Source organism: Bacillus sp. SRI_025, from assembly GCF_057592095.1.
The window spans coordinates 144,329-162,847 of the sequence record NZ_JBYEGB010000005.1; the positions used below are offsets into that span (position 1 = coordinate 144,329).

Below are 18,519 nucleotides of genomic sequence, written 5' to 3' on the forward strand. Positions count from 1 at the left end.
ACTAAAGTAAGGCGGAAGAAAAGGTTGTGGTCTACTTGAAACATTTCATTCAATCACTCTTTAAAAAAACTGAATCCAGTCCATCCCCATCTGTCGTTGAGCTAGAAAAAAGACTCGCCGCTCTTGAGCAAAAAATGTCTGCACCAGCTACTCCTGTCTCAGAGGATACACACATCCATATCGAATCCCTGCACGTGGACAAAATTGATTATCATTTAGAATTTGGGGAGCTTTCTATTGACCAGCTTCAAGGCAGGCTCAATATTGGGGCAACCTATTACACGCCAAAGGAAACGCGCATCAAAAAATCCACACAAACACCGAAGCCAAAAGAAACAAAAACACCGGTCGTCTCAATTCGATCAAAGCCTTCTTCTTCTTAATGCACTCAGCTTTTCAGCACAATCGGCAGCCAGAAATAGACCGCAAGAACAATCACCACAATACTGATGATATTTAACCAAAAGCCTGCCCTGACCATATCTGATATTTTCAGCACATCCGCACTAAAGACAGCGGCGTTTGGCGGTGTGGATATCGGCAGCATAAACGCGCAAGAGGAAGCCAAAGCAGCAGCGGCCATTAACCCATACGGCTCGATTCCAATCGCAAGCCCAAGCCCTACCGTTATCGGAATAATCATATTGGCAACAGCCGTATTTGACATAATTTCAGTCATAAACAGAATCGCTCCCGTTAAAATAATCAACAGCATGATATACGAAAGCCCGTTTAAATGCTGTAGATTTTCTCCGATCCATCCTGTTAGATTGGTTTCTGCAAAGCCCGTAGCGAGCGAAAGCCCTCCTCCAAACAAAAGCAAAAGTCCCCAAGGCAGTTGTTTCATATCCTGCCATTCTAATATTCTCTCTCCATTTGTTGCTGGAATGAGAAATAACAGCATGGCACCGAAAATGGCGATAGACGTATCAGATACGGTCATCCCTCCAAACAAAAAGAGCTTAAAAATCCATAAGAACGCCGTCATGAGAAAAACAACAAATACCCATTTTTCCTCTTGTTTCATTTTTCCTAAATCCTCTAATCCCTTTTGTATGAACGATGCACTCATTTCACCTGTGTGTTCTACCTTGAACTGTACCCTCGTCAAATACAAAAATAAGAGAATGAGCAGAATCAGCGCAACAGGAAAACCAAACATAAACCATTCAAAAAACATAATCTCCCGATCTAGCAGTTTTTTTGACATCGCAGCAAACACCGCATTTGGCACAGAACCGACAAGTGTCGCCAATCCTCCTATTGACGCTGAATACGCAACCGACAATAAGATGCTTTTACTGAATCGATCAAGAGATGGACCAGATAAGATTTCATTTGTCTTAACTTCTTTAATCACTGCAAGTGCCACTGGCAGCATCATGAGGGCAGTCGCTGCATTCGAAATCCACATAGATAAAAAAGCAGTCGCGATCATGACACCTAATACAATGCGGTCACTTCTTGTGCCAATCACCCTTAAAATGTGTAAAGCCATTCTTCTATGTAATTTCCATTTTTCAATGGCAATTGCGATCATAAATCCTCCCATGTACATAAAGACGATCGGATCTCCATAAGACCTTGATGTTTGTTCCATAGAAAGCCCGCCAAGTGTCGGCAGCAGGATGATGGGCAATAAAGATGTAGCAGGAATGGGAAGTGCTTCAGTCACCCACCATGTGGCCGTCCAAGCCGTAATGCCCAAGACTACCCTCGCAGCATAGGTCAATTCATCTTCAGGTATGAGAAAAAAAATGAGCAAAAAGAGTGTCGGTCCAAGAACAAGTCCAATCAAATTCACCTTTTTATAAACGATAACAATTCCCCCTAATGAAAGCGCTTGTCATATTTTTTCTAATTTTTCACATTCGATGATCTTTTAAGAAATCCTTTAAATCATAAGAAAAAATGAAGATATCTTTCATTACGAAATAGCTGTTTTTTAACCCCATTCCCCAAACCTTGACATGATCCCTTGGTCTATTTTCATAGGAGAAACTATACAAATCACGACCAATCACTGTAAAATATAGAGGATCTAATCAAAAATTGAGGTGTTTTCATTGTATACGGGTCAACGAAAATCATTTTGGAAACAGAAAAAAGTCATAATTCCCATTCTTAGCATCATCGTAGTTGCTGCTGCTTTCTTTTTCTTAAAAGATACTCTTTTCTCAAAAGAAAAAGAGGCTTTAAAAGCCGCTCAAAACTTTACGGAACATATGAAGAAGAAAGACTTTACGAAGCTGGCAGATGAGGTGACAAGTGCATCTTTGAAAGCCAATGACTTTTCAAAAAAACAACTAGCCGAAAAATACGACAATATTTTCAACGGTATTGGTGCTTATGACCTGAACATTTCAAAGCTCAACGTTGAAAAACAGGACAAAGGAAATGGGTATCAATTTTCCTATGATGTAACGATGAAAACGTCTCTTGGCAAGCTGCATAAGCTGTCTTACAAGGGCGTTCTTTCCGAAGAGGACGACAAGTGGAAAGTGGACTGGAAGCCAAATCTCATCTTCCCGCAAATGGAGAAAGGAGATACCATCAAGGTCAAAGCTGACCCTGCTGTCCGCGGAAACATTGTCGACCGAAAAGGACGTACACTGGCAGAAACAACTGGTGGAAACGCACTTGGCGTCATCCCAGGAAAGCTCGGAACAGGAGAAGAAAAAGAACGTAATATCAAAAAGATCAGCAAAGCGTTTGATATAGAGGAAGAACTCATTGACAATCAGCTGAAACAAGCATGGGTCACAGACGACACGTTTGTCCCGCTCAAATCGATGTTAAAACAAAAGCCGATTCCAAAGGACGTAAATGGCGTTACCTATCAAACGAAGGAAATGCGCTACTATCCATATAACAAAGCCGCCGCTCATCTCACCGGGTATGTCGGAAAAGCAAATGCGGATGATATCAAAAGAAATCCAGCATTAAAGGCAGATCAAATCATCGGCAAAACCGGCCTTGAATTTACATTTGACAAAAACTTACGCGGACAAGATGGCGGAAGCATTCTCATCGTCCATGATGAAACAGGTATTGAAGAAACATTGCAAAAATCAGATCGAAAAGATGGAAAAACAGTGAAGCTGACGATTGATGCTTCTTTACAGAAAAAAGCCTATGATCAGTTGAAAGGCGAAAAAGGGGCCGTCACAATCATGCATCCATCATCAGGCGATCTATTAGCGCTTGTCAGCACCCCTTCCTACGATGTCAATCTCATGACAAACGGGATTACACCTAAGCAATATCAGGCATACAGTGAAAATCCAGACCTTCCATTCCAAGCTCGATATGCGAGCCGGTATGCGCCAGGATCCACATTCAAAACCATTACAGCAGCCATTGGGCTGGAAACAGGTGTCACAAAGCCTGACAAAGTGCGTACCATTCACGGACTAAAATGGCAAAAGGATCAATCTTGGGGAAATTATCGCATCACACGGGTTCACGATAAAGAAAAAGTAAATATGGTCGATGCCCTTGTATACTCAGACAATATTTATTTTGGACAGGAAGCACTCGAAATCGGCAAAGACACCTACGAGCAAAAAGTGAAAGCATTTGGGTTTGGCGAAGACTTACACATGCCATTTACAATGAAGCCTGCACAAGTATCGAACGATGGCATTCAATCGGATATCTTACTGGCTGACTCGGCGTATGGCCAAGGCGAATTACTCATGTCACCAATTGAACAAGTACATGCCTATTCTCCATTTGCCACAGGAGGCAAGCTTGTCTACCCTCGAGTGATTCAAGATGAAAAAACAGCATCACCAAAACAAATCATCAAAGAAGGCACGGCAAACACAGTGAAAGACGCATTGACTAAGGTCGTGACCAGTCCAAACGGAACAGCCCACTCCTTACAAATCGAAGGAGCGGATATTGCCGCTAAAACGGGTACGGCAGAATTAAAGAGCAAACAAGGTGCAACAGACGGCACTGAAAATGGATTTTTACTTGCGTTTAATCCTAAAAAAGAAGATTACGTCCTCGTCGGCATGATCGAAGGTGTGAAAAACCGCGGCGGCAGTGGACTCGTCGTTCAAAAAATGAAGCCTGTGATTGCTTCTTTTTACAAATAATTCTTTAGAGACACAAGCTCAATCAAGCGCTTGTGTCTCTTTTTTTCTAAATCATGACAATTTGCTATTGTTTTATAGTTCACCTTATGAATAAAATGAGAAGAATGCAAAAATCAGAAAACAGATAAATGAAGGGAGGAAGTCTCATTGGCCATTGCTGCTCGTACAAAGGATAAACCTCAACATTCTGTTACCGGCTCAACGGTTTATCCCATCCTATTGATTATTGGTATTTGTCATATGCTGAACGACACATTGCAAGCCGTTATTCCTGCGATGTTCCCTATTTTGGAACGCTCAATGGGGCTGACCTTTACACAATTAGGGCTGATTGCCTTTACATTAAATATGGTCTCCTCCGTGATGCAGCCTGCTATTGGTTGGTACACAGATAAACGGCCGATGCCTTATGCACTTCCGATTGCTTTATTTTCAAGTGCTGTCGGTATATTCGGACTCGCGTTTGCTCCATCTTTTGCAACCATTTTGCTTTGCGTTGTCTTTATCGGACTTGGCTCTGCTATCTTCCATCCAGAGGGCTCCCGTGTTGCCAACATGGCAGCTGGTCCAAGACGAGGACTTGCACAGTCCATTTATCAAGTAGGCGGTAATACAGGTCAAGCCTTTGCCCCGCTTATCGCTGCATTAATGCTCGTACCGCTCGGTCAGACAGGCGTGGCTTGGTTTACGATTGTTGGAATGATAGCGGTCGGTTTCCTTCTTTATATTTCAAGATGGTATGCCGGAAGACTTCAAACCATTCGGGCCCAAGCGAAAAAAACACCTGCAAAAGCTGCTAGATCTGATATTCATCGGAAATCAGCACTCATTGCACTTGGCATTATCGTCTTTCTCATCTTTGCCCGCTCTTGGTATGGAAATGCCATTTCGAATTTCTATGCGTTTTATGCGATTGAACAATACGGTTTGACGATTAAAGAATCACAGACTTATATTTTCTTATTTCTCATTCTAGGTGCAATTGGGACATTTTTAGGCGGGCCACTTGCAGACCGCTTTGGCAAAAAAAACGTGATTTTAGTTTCCTTATTGGCATCCTTCCCGCTTGCCCTGCTGCTGCCATTTGCCGGACCCGTTTTTGCTTATGTTTTACTCGGGCTGATTGGGCTCATTTTGACATCAAGCTTCTCTGTCACCGTGGTTTATGCCCAAGAACTATTTCCCGGGAAAATTGGCACAATGTCTGGTTTAACTGTTGGGCTTGCGTTTGGTATGGGTGCAATCGGATCGGTTGCCCTCGGTTCATTCATTGATGCCTTTGGCTTAACGCCTACCATGCTCGGTGTTGCCTTTTTACCGATATTAGGCATCCTAGCCTTCTTACTTCCTAGCGACCAAACCATCTCCAAGTGGAATGAATCATAAAAGGAAAAACCGCTCAAATCAATATGAGCGGTTTTTTTCACATCTCATAGAAATGTGTATCAGGAACATGCTTCTTTGCAATAAACCCTTGCTTAAATTCTGGAAATACCTTTTGCACCTGTTTGATTTTTCGATGAATCAAGTCAGCATAAGGAATATACAGGTGATCCACAAGCTTTTGTTCTGTCATATAGTAATACCAATTCAGATTAAAGGTCTTCTCATCAATGATCGTAAAGGCAGAAAAATGATAGAACAAAAGTGGACATTCGTCGAGATACATATCCCCTTTTACAACTGAAAGCTTGTAGTTTTCAATGTTCCAAATCGCCGCATTGGCTCCTTTAGATGCAACGATATGAACCCCTTCAAAATCATCAACCCATCTTTCCACATACCGCTGATCTCCGTACGTCTTTTTTTCTGTATCCATTTCTACTGTACAATGGGCAAGACAGTTTTCTTTCCATTGCGTGACTGCCTGTTTGGCAACATCTGTGTTACGACAGCCTACAAACCCAGTATTAAAACGGCCAGACAACTCGTAATAACGATAGAACCGCTTGGAATTCATATGATCCGTTAAAAATAAATGAGCGCTTGGATTCTCTGCAAAAATTGCCTCTGGATCATGATAAAAATACAAATCCGTATCCAAATGAGCAAGATAATCCGCATCTGAGGACTCAAGAGTTTTGAGCAAAAAGGCAGGTTTTAATGTCCAGCAATACTCATGAAACGTACGATCCTCTTTTGCCTTGCGCAGGGAGTCATCCTCAATGTTTTCAAGCTGTTCATATTGAACATTCGGGTGAGGGAACTCCTTTAACACCTTGTAAGCCAAAGGGTCTGCACATAAAACCGATAGCTTGAATGCATGAGCGTTTTTCTCAAGCGAATGAATCAGCGCCAAAAGCTTAAAGACGTGGGTATTCGACACAATGGTTGTAAAGTGATAAGACGCCATTTACAACACATCCACTTGGAACAAATCAACGTGTAACAGCTCTTTCGTCAGCCCTTGAATGGCTTCTACAAGTACCGTGCAGCCATACTCCTGCCGTGCAAGCTGCGCCGCTTCTGCCAGCTTTTTCAAAGGAACATGCTTGGCTGTCAGCATATCTTTTTTATCGCGTTTGATGCCTACATTCCGCTCTGTGATCAAGTGAATCAGTTCTAAAAAATAAGATAACAGGTCATCAAATGCTGAATTCTCACGCAGCTGCCGAACTTCTTTCACAATATCATTTGTCACAGTATGAGAAAACGGACCGGAGAAAGCCAAATGGACATCAATAGAATCAATATTGTTGTACTTCTCACACATATACAAAATGTTGTATTTGATGTCATCAAACGACGTTAAATTACTTGGATGCTCTTGATGCACGCTCATGATATCCTCTCGCAATTCAAAGGAGAGACCAAGCTGATGCAGACGAATCCCTAAATCATAATCCTCAAATCCGTACCGAACGATATTTTCATCAAACATCCCTAGTGCCATGACATGCTTCCGTTTGACAGAGGAGTTATTTGTAATAAAAAATCGCCATGGCAGCTCATAAGAACCTAAATCATAGTGGTACGTATTTAAAATGTCTTTCAGGATATCTATAAACTCAGACTGCAAATCGAAACTTTTCTCAAGAAATGCACCATTTTCGACTTCTTCCAATGATAAAAGAGGCGTTTTGTCCTCCATTTTCCGTTTATACAGCCCTTGCTTTTTCAACCGCTTCATATGATCCTTATCAAAAGCTGTGTAAAAATAGCGATAAATCCGCTTCCAGCACACACCGCAAATAACGAGATCCTCCCTGTCAGCATGGGCCTCTGCATGCTTTTCAATAAATCTCGGTTCTGCCAGCATATCACTGTCATGGAAAATGAGCAGATCTCCCTCCGCCTCGCGAATGGCATGATTACGCCCCTTTGCAATCCCTTGATTGACAGGAATACGCACCTTTTTAAACGGAAAGTTCACTTCAATGTTCTCGAGCATTTCCATCGTGCCATCTGTTGAGCCATTATCGGCAACAATGACCTCAAACGGAATATCTGTTTTCTGAAGTGTTAAGGAAAAAAGGCTTCCTTCTAAACGCTCTTTGGCATTATAGCTTGGAATAATGACGCTTACCTTTGGCTTTTCGTTCATGCGTCATCCTCCTCCCGTTTGGCATATCCGTTAAACAGCGGATCGACCTGCTCCACAGATTCAATCACATGGCGAAGCACTTCCCGATAGGCTTCTTGGAAAAACGGCAGGTCATTTCGTCCTTTTTCATGAATTTGCTGCATCTCATCCTTGCTCACAATCCGAAAGCCGCTGAAATGATAGCAAATGAGCGGATGCCCATCCTCTAGGAGAATACGTCCATTCTCCTCCCGATAAGAATGCTGCCCATAGTTCCAATGACCAATATTCACGCCTTTTGTCTCAATATCTTCTACATTGTCAAACAGCCTCGGCATATGATCCAGATATCCTTGATCGCCAAACTTGCCTTCTCCCGGTGCATTTTTACATTCTTTTAAGCATTCTTCTTTCCACCAGCTGAGGCATTTTCGTCCGGCTTCATCTCCTTTAAAATGCAGAAAGCCTGAATTATAGCGGCCTAAAAGCTTCTGTAGCATCTTCACTTCCTCAGCATCAAAGCTTGGAATGACAATATCCCCTCTTGAAATTAAAACAGAGGCATTAGGCTGATGTTGAAAAATAACCTGAGGGCTCTCATAAAAGAATAAATCCGCATCAAGATAAGTCACGCTCTCTGCCTGCTCCTCTTCAAATAACCACTCAATCCAAATCGGCTTTAAGGTCCAGCAATATTCCGATGCATCCCGTTCCTCTTTTTTCTCTAGCAGTTCTGGTGTCTCGAGCTCCCGTACATGAACAAGATCCACATGCGGGAAATTCATTTGATGAAGCAAATCAAATGCAGCATCATCCATACATAACGTCTTGATGACAGCATCATCTTCTACTTGCTTCAACGATAAGAAAAACGCAATGGCTTGATAAAGTCTTCCACTTGAAAGAACCGTACAATATATGCTGTTCATCTTTTTACACCTCTATTTTTGAAAGAATTCGCGGTACCATTCAATCGTCTTCTCTAAACCTTCATCAATGGAGTAGTCAGGCTTCCAATCAAGCAGCTTTCTCGCTTTCTCTGCCGACAAATATTGATGCTTAATCTCATGTGTTCCTTGGTTCAAAATACGAGGCTTCAGCTCACTTCCCATTGCCTTTAAAATCTTATCCACAAGGTCAAGCACTGTCAGCTGAATTTCGTTACTAAAGTTAAAAGCTTCTCCCGCCAGCCCTTTTTCCTCCATCTTCTCAGCTAGTAGCAAATATGCCTTCACTGCATCTTCAATGTAGAAGTAATCACGAATAAATGTCCCGTCACTTCTAATTTCCGGCGCCTTTCCTTCTAACACAAGCTGAATGGTTTGCGGAATGATTCTGTTGAAATTCAAATCTCCGCCTCCGTATAAATTACCGCAGCGTGTAATACAAACCGGAAGACCATATGTGTTGTAGTACGTATGAGAAATAAGATCTGCACAGCTCTTCGAGACATCATACGGATGTTTCCCGTTTAATGGCATGTCTTCATCATATGGAAGCTGCTCTTGATCACCGTATGCTTTGTCACTTGATGCCACGATCACTCGTTTGATCAGCGGCTGTCTTCTGCAAGCCTCCAGCACATTCCATGTCCCTAAAATATTCGCTTCAAATGTAGAAACAGGATGTCTATTTGCGACCCCCACAATGGCTTGGGCAGCCAAATGGAAGACGGTGTCAATTTCATATTCTCCTAACGCACGTTCAATCGTTTGCATATCCTCTAATGCGCCTTGCACCACATTCATTTTTTCAAATTGACTGCCTTGATATAAATTCGATCGAGGCACCTGATCACGCACAAGTCCAGTCACGTTTGCCCCTTGATCAATCAATTCCTTGACGAGATAGCTCCCTAACAGCCCTGTACATCCAGTTACAAATACGTTCTTTCCATTCCAAAATCCGCTCATGCTGTCACCAAACCTTCCATGGTTGTTTTCCATCTGTCCACATGTCGTTGATTTCCTTCAGGTTTTTATACGTATCAATTGCTGTCCAAAATCCGTGATGCTCATAAACGGCAAGCTCTCCATCATCCGCTAGGTTTTGAAGAGGCTCCGCTTCAAACACGCATTGGTCATCGTCTGTCAAATAATCAAATACCTTTGGAGACAACACAAAAAATCCTCCATTGATCATCCCGATACTGTCTGTCTTCTCAGAGAAGGATTGTGCCATCCCGTTATACACCTTCAGTGTCCCGTACTGGGACTTCTTTTCAATGCCTGTGACAGTAGCAGCTGCACCAAGATCCTGATGACGTTTCAGCAAATGAAACATATTGATATTGGCCAGTCCATCACCATACGTCATCATAAAGGTCTCATCACCGATGTAATCCTGTGCCTGCTTTAAACGTCCGCCTGTCATCGTATCTTCACCTGTATCTAAAAAGGTGATTTTCCAGTTCTCCGATTTCCCTAATAGCTTCATTTCTCCTGTCGCCATATCGAGCTGCATGCTGTGGTGCTGCCAGTCGTAGTTCAGAAAGTACTCTTTGATCTTCTCTCCTTTATAACCAAGCAATAGGATAAATTCGTCTACACCGTAATACTGATAGATTTTCATAATATGCCATAGAATAGGCCGATCTCCGATCATAGCAAGTGGTTTAGGAAGCGCTTGTGTGACCTCACTCATTCTCGTTCCCTTTCCTCCGCAGAGAATGACTGCTTTCATCTTCTCCCCTCATCTCTCTATGAAGATTTTTGATTAAAAACCCTATCTTTATGCGGAAAATCAGTACATGTACCCTCATACTTTGTCCGACATCAGGTTTTGAATCTACTCTATTCATATGTCGAAATGAGAGAGTGTGCCACCTAGCATTTAACTATTTTTACAAATAAAAAAAGAGCGAGATTCATATTCTCGCTCTTTCAAAGTTTAAATTGTATATTTTCAGGGTAGATGGTATGATAAACATGTGCATAACCAGCACAAACAGCCTCTTTCTATAAAGAGACTACTAGATTGAATGAATACAAGTGGCAGCTTGCTTCATTCTCAATATGAATCACGGAGGTGAATTCCCATGGCACAAAACGTTCTTTGTGAAGTGAACTCTTGCCGTTTCTGGGCTGAAAACAGCTGTACCGCTTCTACCATTAAAATTGGTAAAAACACGATGACTGAAGTGACTCGCAATACTGAAACTGATTGCGAAACATTTGAAACAAAATAATCTATTTTTCTCTGAGATGAAGGAACTGGCAGGTTCCTTCTTTTCTTTTATCATTCTATCAAGAATGATAATTATTATCAAGTGTTTTTCAATAAACATTTCTCGGGAAATAATGACACGATATTTCTCCATTCGTTGACGATTTTCACTCCTTTTTCTATACTCAACATATCCGAAGAAGAAAAAGTGGTGACCAATCAATGGATTTTACGATACGTTTTCTATCATTCTTTGTCGTAGAAATTGAAGGCAAAGATGAACAAGCAAATAAACGATTTAAACATTATCAAACACTAGATCAAGAGGAATTTGAACAAAGTGAGCTGAAGGACTTTTTAGACGGTGAACTGAAAAAAATCGTCAAACGAAAAGTGGACAGACACCCTAAATCTGAACAAGTACCGACCAAAATTGGCCGATTTATTGTAGAACCCGGTCATGAGCTCGATTCAAACCCAAACTACAACCTATTTCATCAAACGAGATTTGCAGATACAAAAGAATTGTTTAATGAATGCAGTGAACAGTTTGTTCGCACATATTTAGATACAAGTGCTGTCAGAGGCGGCGTTTTTTTAGTGGCTTCTGCCGTTCCTAAAAAGTATTTCGACGATTCCTTTGTCTTTATTATGAAATGCGATTTCGAGCAGAAAGTGGCTTCTATCGCTGATACATCTACCTTGATCAGAAAAGTCGAAATGGCCATTACAACAAAAAACATGAAATCAATTCAATACCCGTTTATGCCAGAAGAGGGCATGACTGAAGAAGCTGAAGTGAAAATTCACCAATCCTCACACGCTCGTTATTTTGAGGACTTTTTGAAGTTCGTCGAATACGGTGAATCCATGCCTGAAATCATGAAATCACAGGTCATGAATATGGTACAGGAACAGGTTTTTGAAACATTACAGGATGAAAGTGAAGAATTAAAGCAGTTTGAAGAGGATCTTGAAATATGGGAAGCGAGTGAAAAACGAGAAATTAGAGAAACACTCGATACAGAGCAGGTCACACAAGCAGCCTCCCATATTGTTGAACAAACTCCTGATATCACAATGAAAATGCGTCTAGGCGAGACGGAAATCAAAGGTCTTCTTGCAGACTTTGGCCACTCGATCCATATTGCAAAGCTCAACAATCGATATGTCGTGCTCGTTGAAGCAGATCAAATCGTCTTCGAAAAAGGAAGCACACCTGTTGAGTTTCATAAACCAAATGGGTTAAAAGAGGTGGTCAGCCAGCTGACGCAAAAAGCCTATGATTCAGATGTAGAATAAGAAACCATGACTGCCTCTTGCATTCAGCGCAAGAGGCAGTTTTTTTGTATAAGACCTGAATTTATTATGCTGGATCAGAAGAAACATGCAGCTCCCTGCCTCTTGCCCACATGCTGACAAGCAATAAGCTTATGATGAGCATCAGCCAAAAGACGCTGCTTGATCCAAAAAACTGAATCATCGTATATCCGAACAAGGGTCCTAAAGCTGCTCCCATATCTTGAACAAAGGAATAGCTTGCGAGGAAGCGGTTTTTATCGGTTTGAGCAGAGGCTTTTTGAAAGGCAAGCGTATCCGTTAATGTCGTTAAGACTGTTGACAGCAGCTGGATCAAAAGCAGCATCACAAGAAACCAGCCGCTGACCTTCAGCATGACCGCCAGAAAACTGAGACCTCCAAATGAAAGAAACATCCAGCAAAGCGTTCGTTCCTTCATCACAAGGCCATCAAACCATCTGCCCGTTTTCGGTGCTACAAATGGTTCCCACCCCCATCTGAGCGCTTGAATGATGCCACTTAAAGCCGAAGCTCCAATGACAAAGCCGAACAGAGCAAATTCACCATCACCGATCCTTGCTTCAATGACATGACTGAGTGTTGATGCGAATAACCCTTGTATCACAAGTGCGATCAGCATACCTGTCATTAATACTTTTACAACATCTCGTGCAAGCCACCGCTGTTTGATGACTTGATACACCTGCCCCTCTTCTCCCTTTTCAATCTCATCCAAAGAGACATAAAAAATGACCCCTAGTAATGTGAGTAAACCAAAAACAAGCGTCATGGACTGGAAGCCGATCAGGCTGGCAAATATTCCGCCAAATAACATGCCAAATAAACTGCCCAGCCGGTAAAGCCCATTATAAATGCCCGTATAATGCCCCTGTGAGCCTTCGTCCATCTCAGCAATTAACCTCATTCCACTCATACGCAATAACGTCCATGCCAGCCCCCAAGCGCAGCGGCAAATCAGCAGCAGCCAAAAACCGCTCACACCATATAGCATCGTGGTTACTGATGCAATCAATATAGCGATCAATACACCTGTTTTCATTGGGACAAACCGATAGAGCCACCAAACGGCAGGCGTTAGCGGGATGCGGATGAATCGGTTGATGGACAGCAGCAGCCCAACCTCCCAAATAGATGATAAACCAATCTCTTTCCAATAGATCGGAAGAACAATATAAAGCATTGAATCCCCAATCAGTGCAAATGCTGTGATAAGCGATATTGACACCACTTGCTTTTGACGATGATCCATTTTCCCTTCCCCCTTCGCTATCTTTACAATAAGGGATGCCTTATAATAAATCTAATGAATGTTTTTGATTGAACCATCAAAATAATTGATAGGTGGTGCAAAGTTGAATTTACATGCTCTTCGAATTTTTGCAAAAGTCGCAGAGACAAAAAGTGTTACACAAACAGCAGACGTGCTATCTTTGACACAGCCAGCTGTGACGGCTCAGCTTAGAAGCATTGAAAGTGAGATCGGGTTCCGTCTTTTTAAACGAAATGGCAGAGGGATTACACTTACGGAAATGGGGAAAATTCTATACCCTTATGCCCGGCAAGTGTTCGAGGCTGAAAAGGAAGTAGAATATCAGATTGCACTTTTACAAAACGGAAAAAAGGGGCGGCTCCGCATCGCTTCTACCTATGTACCACTCAACTTTTTACTGCCTGATTGGCTCGCTGCTTTTAAAACATCTTCATCTGAAACGGAAATTGAATTAAAAAGTGGAAACTCCGCTCAGGTTTTAGAAAGCCTGCTTCAATATGAATCAGATGTGGCCATCGCTGTGATCGAGGATTTGCACCATGAAGAGATTCTCACCTCTCATTTAACGAATTTAAGCTATGATTTTATTGTCCCGGCAGACCATCCATTGAACGGAAAAACCGTCCCGCTAGAGCGCCTGAGCCAGGAGCCTTTTTTGATGCGTGAAGAAGGCAGTTCCACAAGAGATAAACTTTTTTCTCTTTTTACCTCGAAAGGCATCAAAAAACCTACCGTAGACTTGCAGTTCAGCGGTGTTCATGAAGCGATACAAATGATCAAAGCTGGATATGGTATCACACTTGTTCCCCGTGATGCGGTTCAAGGTAGTCTCAAGCGGAAAGAAATTGGGCGCGTGTACATTGAAGACATTGAAATTGTCAGACCAGTTGTTGTGTGCAAACGGGCGAATGATCTTGAAGAAAATAGAACCGTGGATGCCTTCCTACAAATGAAAGGTATCGGTCCATTCACTACGCCTGCTGCCAATTAAAAAAGTGCCTGCTCCAAAAACAGGCACTTTTTTTATTCGGCTGGCTGCACGATGTCAAATGGTACAGCTTTTGAGGCTTTCACTAATTGTTCTGGTGTGATGAGGATTTCATTTCCCCATTCTCCTGCTCCAACCCCTAATATCTCTTCCTCTAATAATGAAGCTTCAATGATCGTGCGGAATCCTTCTGGCTGCCAGCAAAACGGCGGAATCGAACCAATTCGATAGCCCGTCACTTCAAGAACCTTCTCCGGTGAAGCCATTTTAATATTACGGGAGCCGGCCGCTTTCTTTAGTTTCCCTGACTTAATATGCTGGTCAGCGCCAACCATCACAAGCAGCTGCTCCCCTTCTCCTGTTTCAAAGATCAATGTTTTGATCATTTGTCTTTCACGAAAACCAAGGGCTGCCGCTACATTTGCTGCTCCTTTTTCTGTTTCGGCAGAAAATGTTTTGATCTCATATGGGATGCCATGTTTGTCCAAAAAATCATGTGCTGGTAATTTTCTCAAGTGATTGAACCCCTTTCCTTACAATGTCCTTCATTTAGCTTATCACAATCTTCTCATCCATAAGATGTATTTTTCAATGGACAGCCTCTGAACCCTTCATCACCATGCTATACTAAACTTGTTTTTGAAAAGGAGCCGGTTTAATATGGGAAACAAGTTTTGGTGTTATACAAGCAGTAAAAGCCTTCTCATGCTAAGTGATATTTTATTTGTCATGACGATCACGTTTGTCATTTATCAAGATACACAATCTGTTGCCTATGCGGCTGTCTTTCCGCTGATCAGAACGATATGCCAGCTATTGGCTGGGCTCTTCTCTCCTGTTTTAACTGATTACTTTCAAGCTGGCCGCCTATTGAAATGGGTCCCGCTTTTACGTCTTGGGATGCTCATCGTGTTTACAGCCCAATTTCATTTCTTTCAGCAGCATATGGTCTGGCTGTTTAGTGCACTCATTTTGATTTCCCTCACAGGCGGGTTCATCAGTCCTTTAATGCAGGCGATCATGCCGATGCTTGTGCCAGCAAATCAGCTTGTGAAAGCAAACAGTACAGCGTCCATTTTTCATCAAATGGTTCAAATCGCCGGCTATTCGTTCACTGGAATGCTGGTCCTATGGATCGGGCCATTTTATTTAATGTGGATCACTTGTGTCATGATTGTGTTGTCTTACCTATTTTTCATCCCTGTCTTTCCTCTTCTCAAGCAAGAAGAGACGGTTCGAAAAGCAAATAAGACGAACAGCTTTAAAGATGGCTGGACGATCATTTGGACAAATAAAACGGTGCGCACCCTGACGTTTATGGATGTTTGTGAAAATATTGCGGGTGCTGTGTGGATCGGGGCAATTACGCTTGCCTTTGTCACACAAGATTTAAAGCAAGGTGAGGAATGGTGGGGCTTTATCAATGCCGCTTATTATATCGGCACCATTCTAGGCGGTCTCTTAGCTGCATGGATGAGTCAATTTATTCAAAAACAGCTTCTTCTCTTTATGGCAGCTGGGTCATTCATTTATGCAGTGCTGACTATTGTCTATTCACTGAACAGCCTGCCATGGCTTGCTTTGCTGCTTTGTATTTTGATGGGGCCTGCTTATCAAATTCGTGATGTTTCGCAGCAAACCATTCTTCAAACGGAAACACCTGTCCAAGATTTATCAAAGGTGTACTCGGCTCATTACGTCCTTTCTTCTGTATCTGTCGGTTTATCTATTTTCTTTGTTGGATTGATTGCGGATGCATATGGGGCGAGGTCTGTGTATTTGCTAGGCGGTCTGTTTGTGCTCGTCTGTTCTGGTATTGCCATCCTTTCTTTTATGAAGCAGAAAAAAGAGAGCAGCTGATTCATGCAGCGGCTCTTTTACTTTTCTTTTAACATCGTGAACATGTCACGGGCCATTGCTTCTAAAATATACACAACTGGCGTCTGTGTGGTGATATTGGCTCTGTGGACCCGCTCATCTGTGACGTAGTAGGCAATATTTAAATCTGAAATGCGCGAAATCGTGCAGTGCTGGTTATTCGTAATACTAATGATTGTGCTGCCTTCCCTTTTTAACTTTGAAATATGATCGATCGTAATACTGTTCTCCCCTGATACAGACAGCACAATGGTGACACTATTGTCTAAATACTGCATATTCATCGGGAAAAATGGATCATTGATGTAAAAGGAAAATTTCTCAAGACTTGAAAAGTACCTCGCCCCATACTGCGCCAAAATGCCAGAACTGCCAGTCCCGATAAACAGCACATTTTTTGCCTCAGCAATGAGTTTCGCTGCCTCCTTAATTTTCCCCTCAAAGTCTCCCTTTAATGTTCGTTCAATAAATTCATATAGAAAGTGCTGTGTGCTTTTTAAAGAAGGTGTCTGCTCTGATTCTAAATACATTTTGAGCTTCACTTTAAACTCTGAAAAGCCTTCACAATTTACTTTTCGGCAAAAACGAAGGACAGACGAGGTGGAAATATGTGCAGCATCTGCAAGGTCTCGAATTCTCATGTATACGACCTTTTCACTGTTTTCCATGATATATCGATATAAAGCGCTTTCTAGTTCATTAAAGCTGGAAATGACCTCACTTGAAAACATCTGACTTCCCCTTTCTCCAACAACATGTCACAAGGTGTTTCTTTTATGTAACAAATCTCTAAATAGGGCACCCTTGCCTAAAGACGCTGAAGTCATTTACGCATGAGATGCTCTCACGATAAGCTATAGATGTACAAAATAAAAAAGACTTTTCTCTATTATAACATTGCGCGTTACATTATTCGGAGGTGCAGAGCATGGCAAAAGGATTAAAGGTTGTCACAATTGGCGGAGGATCAAGCTATACACCAGAGCTTGTAGAAGGATTCATTAAACGATACGATGAATTTCCGATTAGCGAGCTTTGGCTCGTTGATATTGAAGCGGGAAAAGAAAAGCTTGAGATCGTAGGAAATCTTGCAAAACGCATGGTCAAAAAAGCAGGACTTCCAATCGAGGTTCATTTAACATTAGATCGTAGAAAAGCGCTTGTAGATGCTGATTTTGTTACAACACAATTCCGTGTCGGACTTCTTGAAGCACGTATGAAGGATGAACGCATTCCTTTAAAATATGATGTCATTGGTCAAGAAACAAATGGTCCAGGGGGTCTATTCAAAGGACTTCGCACCATTCCTGTCATTCTTGATATTGTCAAAGATATTGAAGAGCTTTGCCCGAATGCATGGCTTGTGAATTTCACAAATCCAGCTGGTATGGTCACTGAAGCCGTACTTCGTTATTCAAACCATCGAAAAGTCGTTGGCTTATGCAACGTGCCAATCGGCATTCGCATGGGAATCGCCAAAGGGCTTAATGTCGACGCAAGCAGAGTCGAAGTCAGCTTTGCTGGATTAAACCATATGGTCTTTGGACTCAATGTATTCTTAGACGGCAAAAGCATCATGGATCAAGTGATCGAAGACATGGCGGATCCAAACTCCAGCATGTCGATGAACAACATTCAAGCGATTCCGTGGGATGCTGATTTCTTAAAAGGGCTTGGCGTTATTCCTTGTCCATATCACCGCTACTACTACAAAACAAGTGATATGCTGGCTGAGGAAAAGAAAGCAGCAGCAAACGAAGGAACTCGTGCAGAAGTCGTTCGCGCATTAGAAAATGATCTGTTCGAGCTTTACAAAGACCCTGATCTAGACATCAAGCCGCCACAGCTTGAAAAACGAGGCGGTGCCTACTACAGTGATGCAGCTTGTAACTTAATTGCATCCATTTATAACGACAAGCATGACATTCAGCCTGTCAACACGATTAACAATGGCGCCATCAGTGACATTCCAAATGATTCTGCCGTTGAACTCAACTGCGTTATCACAAAAGACGGTCCTAAACCAATCGCTGTTGGTGAAATGCCGGTCGCTGTCAAAGGACTCATTTCTCAAATTAAATCCTTTGAACGTGTAGCTGCTGAAGCAGCTGTGACAGGCGATTACAACACAGCCCTTGTCGCAATGACCATCAACCCGCTTGTCCCATCAGATGCTGTTGCAAAAAGCATCCTAGATGAAATGCTAGAAGCACACAAAGAATATTTGCCACAGTTTTTCAATAAAGTAGAGGCATAAAAAGAAGCCGCA

The 18,519-nt window shown here is 42.2% G+C and carries 17 protein-coding genes; 8 read left to right on the forward strand and 9 right to left on the reverse strand.

Annotated features, from left to right (window positions below):
- The first annotated feature begins 26 nt into the window (after positions 1–26).
- Entirely contained in the window at positions 27–383 is a 357-nt protein-coding gene (locus tag AC20OE_RS15210; RefSeq protein ID WP_144495473.1) for a hypothetical protein, read from the forward strand.
- Positions 384–388: 5 nt separating this feature from the next.
- Here AC20OE_RS15210 and AC20OE_RS15215 read toward each other — a convergent pair whose 3' ends face one another.
- The gene (locus AC20OE_RS15215; protein ID WP_487268954.1) at positions 389–1,804 is read right to left on the reverse strand and encodes an SLC13 family permease; all 1,416 of its coding nucleotides are present in this window, start codon (positions 1,802–1,804) and stop codon (positions 389–391) included.
- Between the two features lie 262 nt (positions 1,805–2,066).
- On the opposite strand from AC20OE_RS15215, the gene pbp4 reads away from it, so the two are divergent.
- Positions 2,067–4,106: a penicillin-binding protein PBP4(5) gene (pbp4, locus tag AC20OE_RS15220; RefSeq protein ID WP_487268955.1), complete on the forward strand. Its 2,040-nt coding sequence runs from the start codon at positions 2,067–2,069 to the stop codon at positions 4,104–4,106.
- Between the two features lie 147 nt (positions 4,107–4,253).
- Entirely contained in the window at positions 4,254–5,492 is a 1,239-nt protein-coding gene (locus AC20OE_RS15225; protein ID WP_039177054.1) for an MFS transporter, read from the forward strand.
- A gap of 37 nt (positions 5,493–5,529) precedes the next feature.
- On the opposite strand, the gene AC20OE_RS15230 is transcribed toward AC20OE_RS15225, so the two are convergent.
- Genes AC20OE_RS15230 through rfbF form a run of 5 tightly spaced genes read right to left on the reverse strand, consistent with a single transcriptional unit; the run spans position 5,530 to position 10,311 of the window.
- A complete protein-coding gene (locus tag AC20OE_RS15230; protein WP_487268956.1) occupies positions 5,530–6,459 on the reverse strand; it encodes a putative nucleotide-diphospho-sugar transferase in 930 nt (309 codons plus the stop codon).
- Positions 6,460–7,650 (reverse strand): glycosyltransferase family 2 protein, encoded by a 1,191-nt coding sequence (locus AC20OE_RS15235; RefSeq protein WP_487268957.1) that lies wholly within the window; start codon positions 7,648–7,650, stop codon positions 6,460–6,462.
- Positions 7,647–8,558, reverse strand: a complete 912-nt coding sequence (locus AC20OE_RS15240; RefSeq protein WP_064497701.1) for a putative nucleotide-diphospho-sugar transferase — start codon at positions 8,556–8,558, stop codon at positions 7,647–7,649. Before AC20OE_RS15240 ends, AC20OE_RS15235 begins: the two co-directional genes overlap by 4 nt.
- A 12-nt stretch (positions 8,559–8,570) precedes the next feature.
- Positions 8,571–9,542 carry a GDP-mannose 4,6-dehydratase gene (locus AC20OE_RS15245; RefSeq protein WP_039177044.1) on the reverse strand — a complete coding sequence of 324 codons (972 nt, stop codon included), beginning with the start codon at positions 9,540–9,542 and terminating at the stop codon, positions 8,571–8,573.
- A gap of 4 nt (positions 9,543–9,546) precedes the next feature.
- Positions 9,547–10,311, reverse strand: coding sequence for a glucose-1-phosphate cytidylyltransferase (gene rfbF, locus AC20OE_RS15250; RefSeq protein ID WP_039177042.1), 765 nt, complete (start codon positions 10,309–10,311; stop codon positions 9,547–9,549).
- Positions 10,312–10,666: 355 nt separating this feature from the next.
- Here rfbF and AC20OE_RS15255 point away from each other — a divergent pair, with 355 nt between their 5' ends.
- Complete coding sequence (locus AC20OE_RS15255) at positions 10,667–10,816, forward strand: DUF1540 domain-containing protein (RefSeq protein WP_072367870.1); 150 nt, start codon at positions 10,667–10,669, stop codon at positions 10,814–10,816.
- Positions 10,817–11,016: 200 nt separating this feature from the next.
- Positions 11,017–12,096 carry a DUF3900 domain-containing protein gene (locus tag AC20OE_RS15260; protein ID WP_039177040.1) on the forward strand — a complete coding sequence of 360 codons (1,080 nt, stop codon included), beginning with the start codon at positions 11,017–11,019 and terminating at the stop codon, positions 12,094–12,096.
- A 64-nt stretch (positions 12,097–12,160) separates the two neighbouring features.
- Here the strand turns inward: AC20OE_RS15260 and AC20OE_RS15265 are convergent, their stop codons facing one another.
- A complete protein-coding gene (locus AC20OE_RS15265; RefSeq protein ID WP_099663013.1) occupies positions 12,161–13,363 on the reverse strand; it encodes an MFS transporter in 1,203 nt (400 codons plus the stop codon).
- Between the two features lie 103 nt (positions 13,364–13,466).
- Here AC20OE_RS15265 and AC20OE_RS15270 point away from each other — a divergent pair, with 103 nt between their 5' ends.
- Positions 13,467–14,375, forward strand: a complete 909-nt coding sequence (locus tag AC20OE_RS15270) for a LysR family transcriptional regulator (protein ID WP_059376673.1) — start codon at positions 13,467–13,469, stop codon at positions 14,373–14,375.
- A 32-nt stretch (positions 14,376–14,407) separates the two neighbouring features.
- Here AC20OE_RS15270 and AC20OE_RS15275 read toward each other — a convergent pair whose 3' ends face one another.
- Complete coding sequence (locus AC20OE_RS15275; protein WP_039177033.1) at positions 14,408–14,887, reverse strand: aminoacyl-tRNA deacylase; 480 nt, start codon at positions 14,885–14,887, stop codon at positions 14,408–14,410.
- Between the two features lie 145 nt (positions 14,888–15,032).
- Here AC20OE_RS15275 and AC20OE_RS15280 point away from each other — a divergent pair, with 145 nt between their 5' ends.
- Entirely contained in the window at positions 15,033–16,232 is a 1,200-nt protein-coding gene (locus tag AC20OE_RS15280; RefSeq protein WP_059376676.1) for an MFS transporter, read from the forward strand.
- A gap of 17 nt (positions 16,233–16,249) precedes the next feature.
- Here AC20OE_RS15280 and AC20OE_RS15285 read toward each other — a convergent pair whose 3' ends face one another.
- Positions 16,250–16,981: a MurR/RpiR family transcriptional regulator gene (locus tag AC20OE_RS15285; protein ID WP_059376678.1), complete on the reverse strand. Its 732-nt coding sequence runs from the start codon at positions 16,979–16,981 to the stop codon at positions 16,250–16,252.
- Positions 16,982–17,178: 197 nt separating this feature from the next.
- Between AC20OE_RS15285 and AC20OE_RS15290 the strand changes: the two genes are divergently transcribed.
- Positions 17,179–18,507 (forward strand): 6-phospho-beta-glucosidase, encoded by a 1,329-nt coding sequence (locus AC20OE_RS15290; protein ID WP_059376681.1) that lies wholly within the window; start codon positions 17,179–17,181, stop codon positions 18,505–18,507.
- Positions 18,508–18,519: the final 12 nt, after the last annotated feature.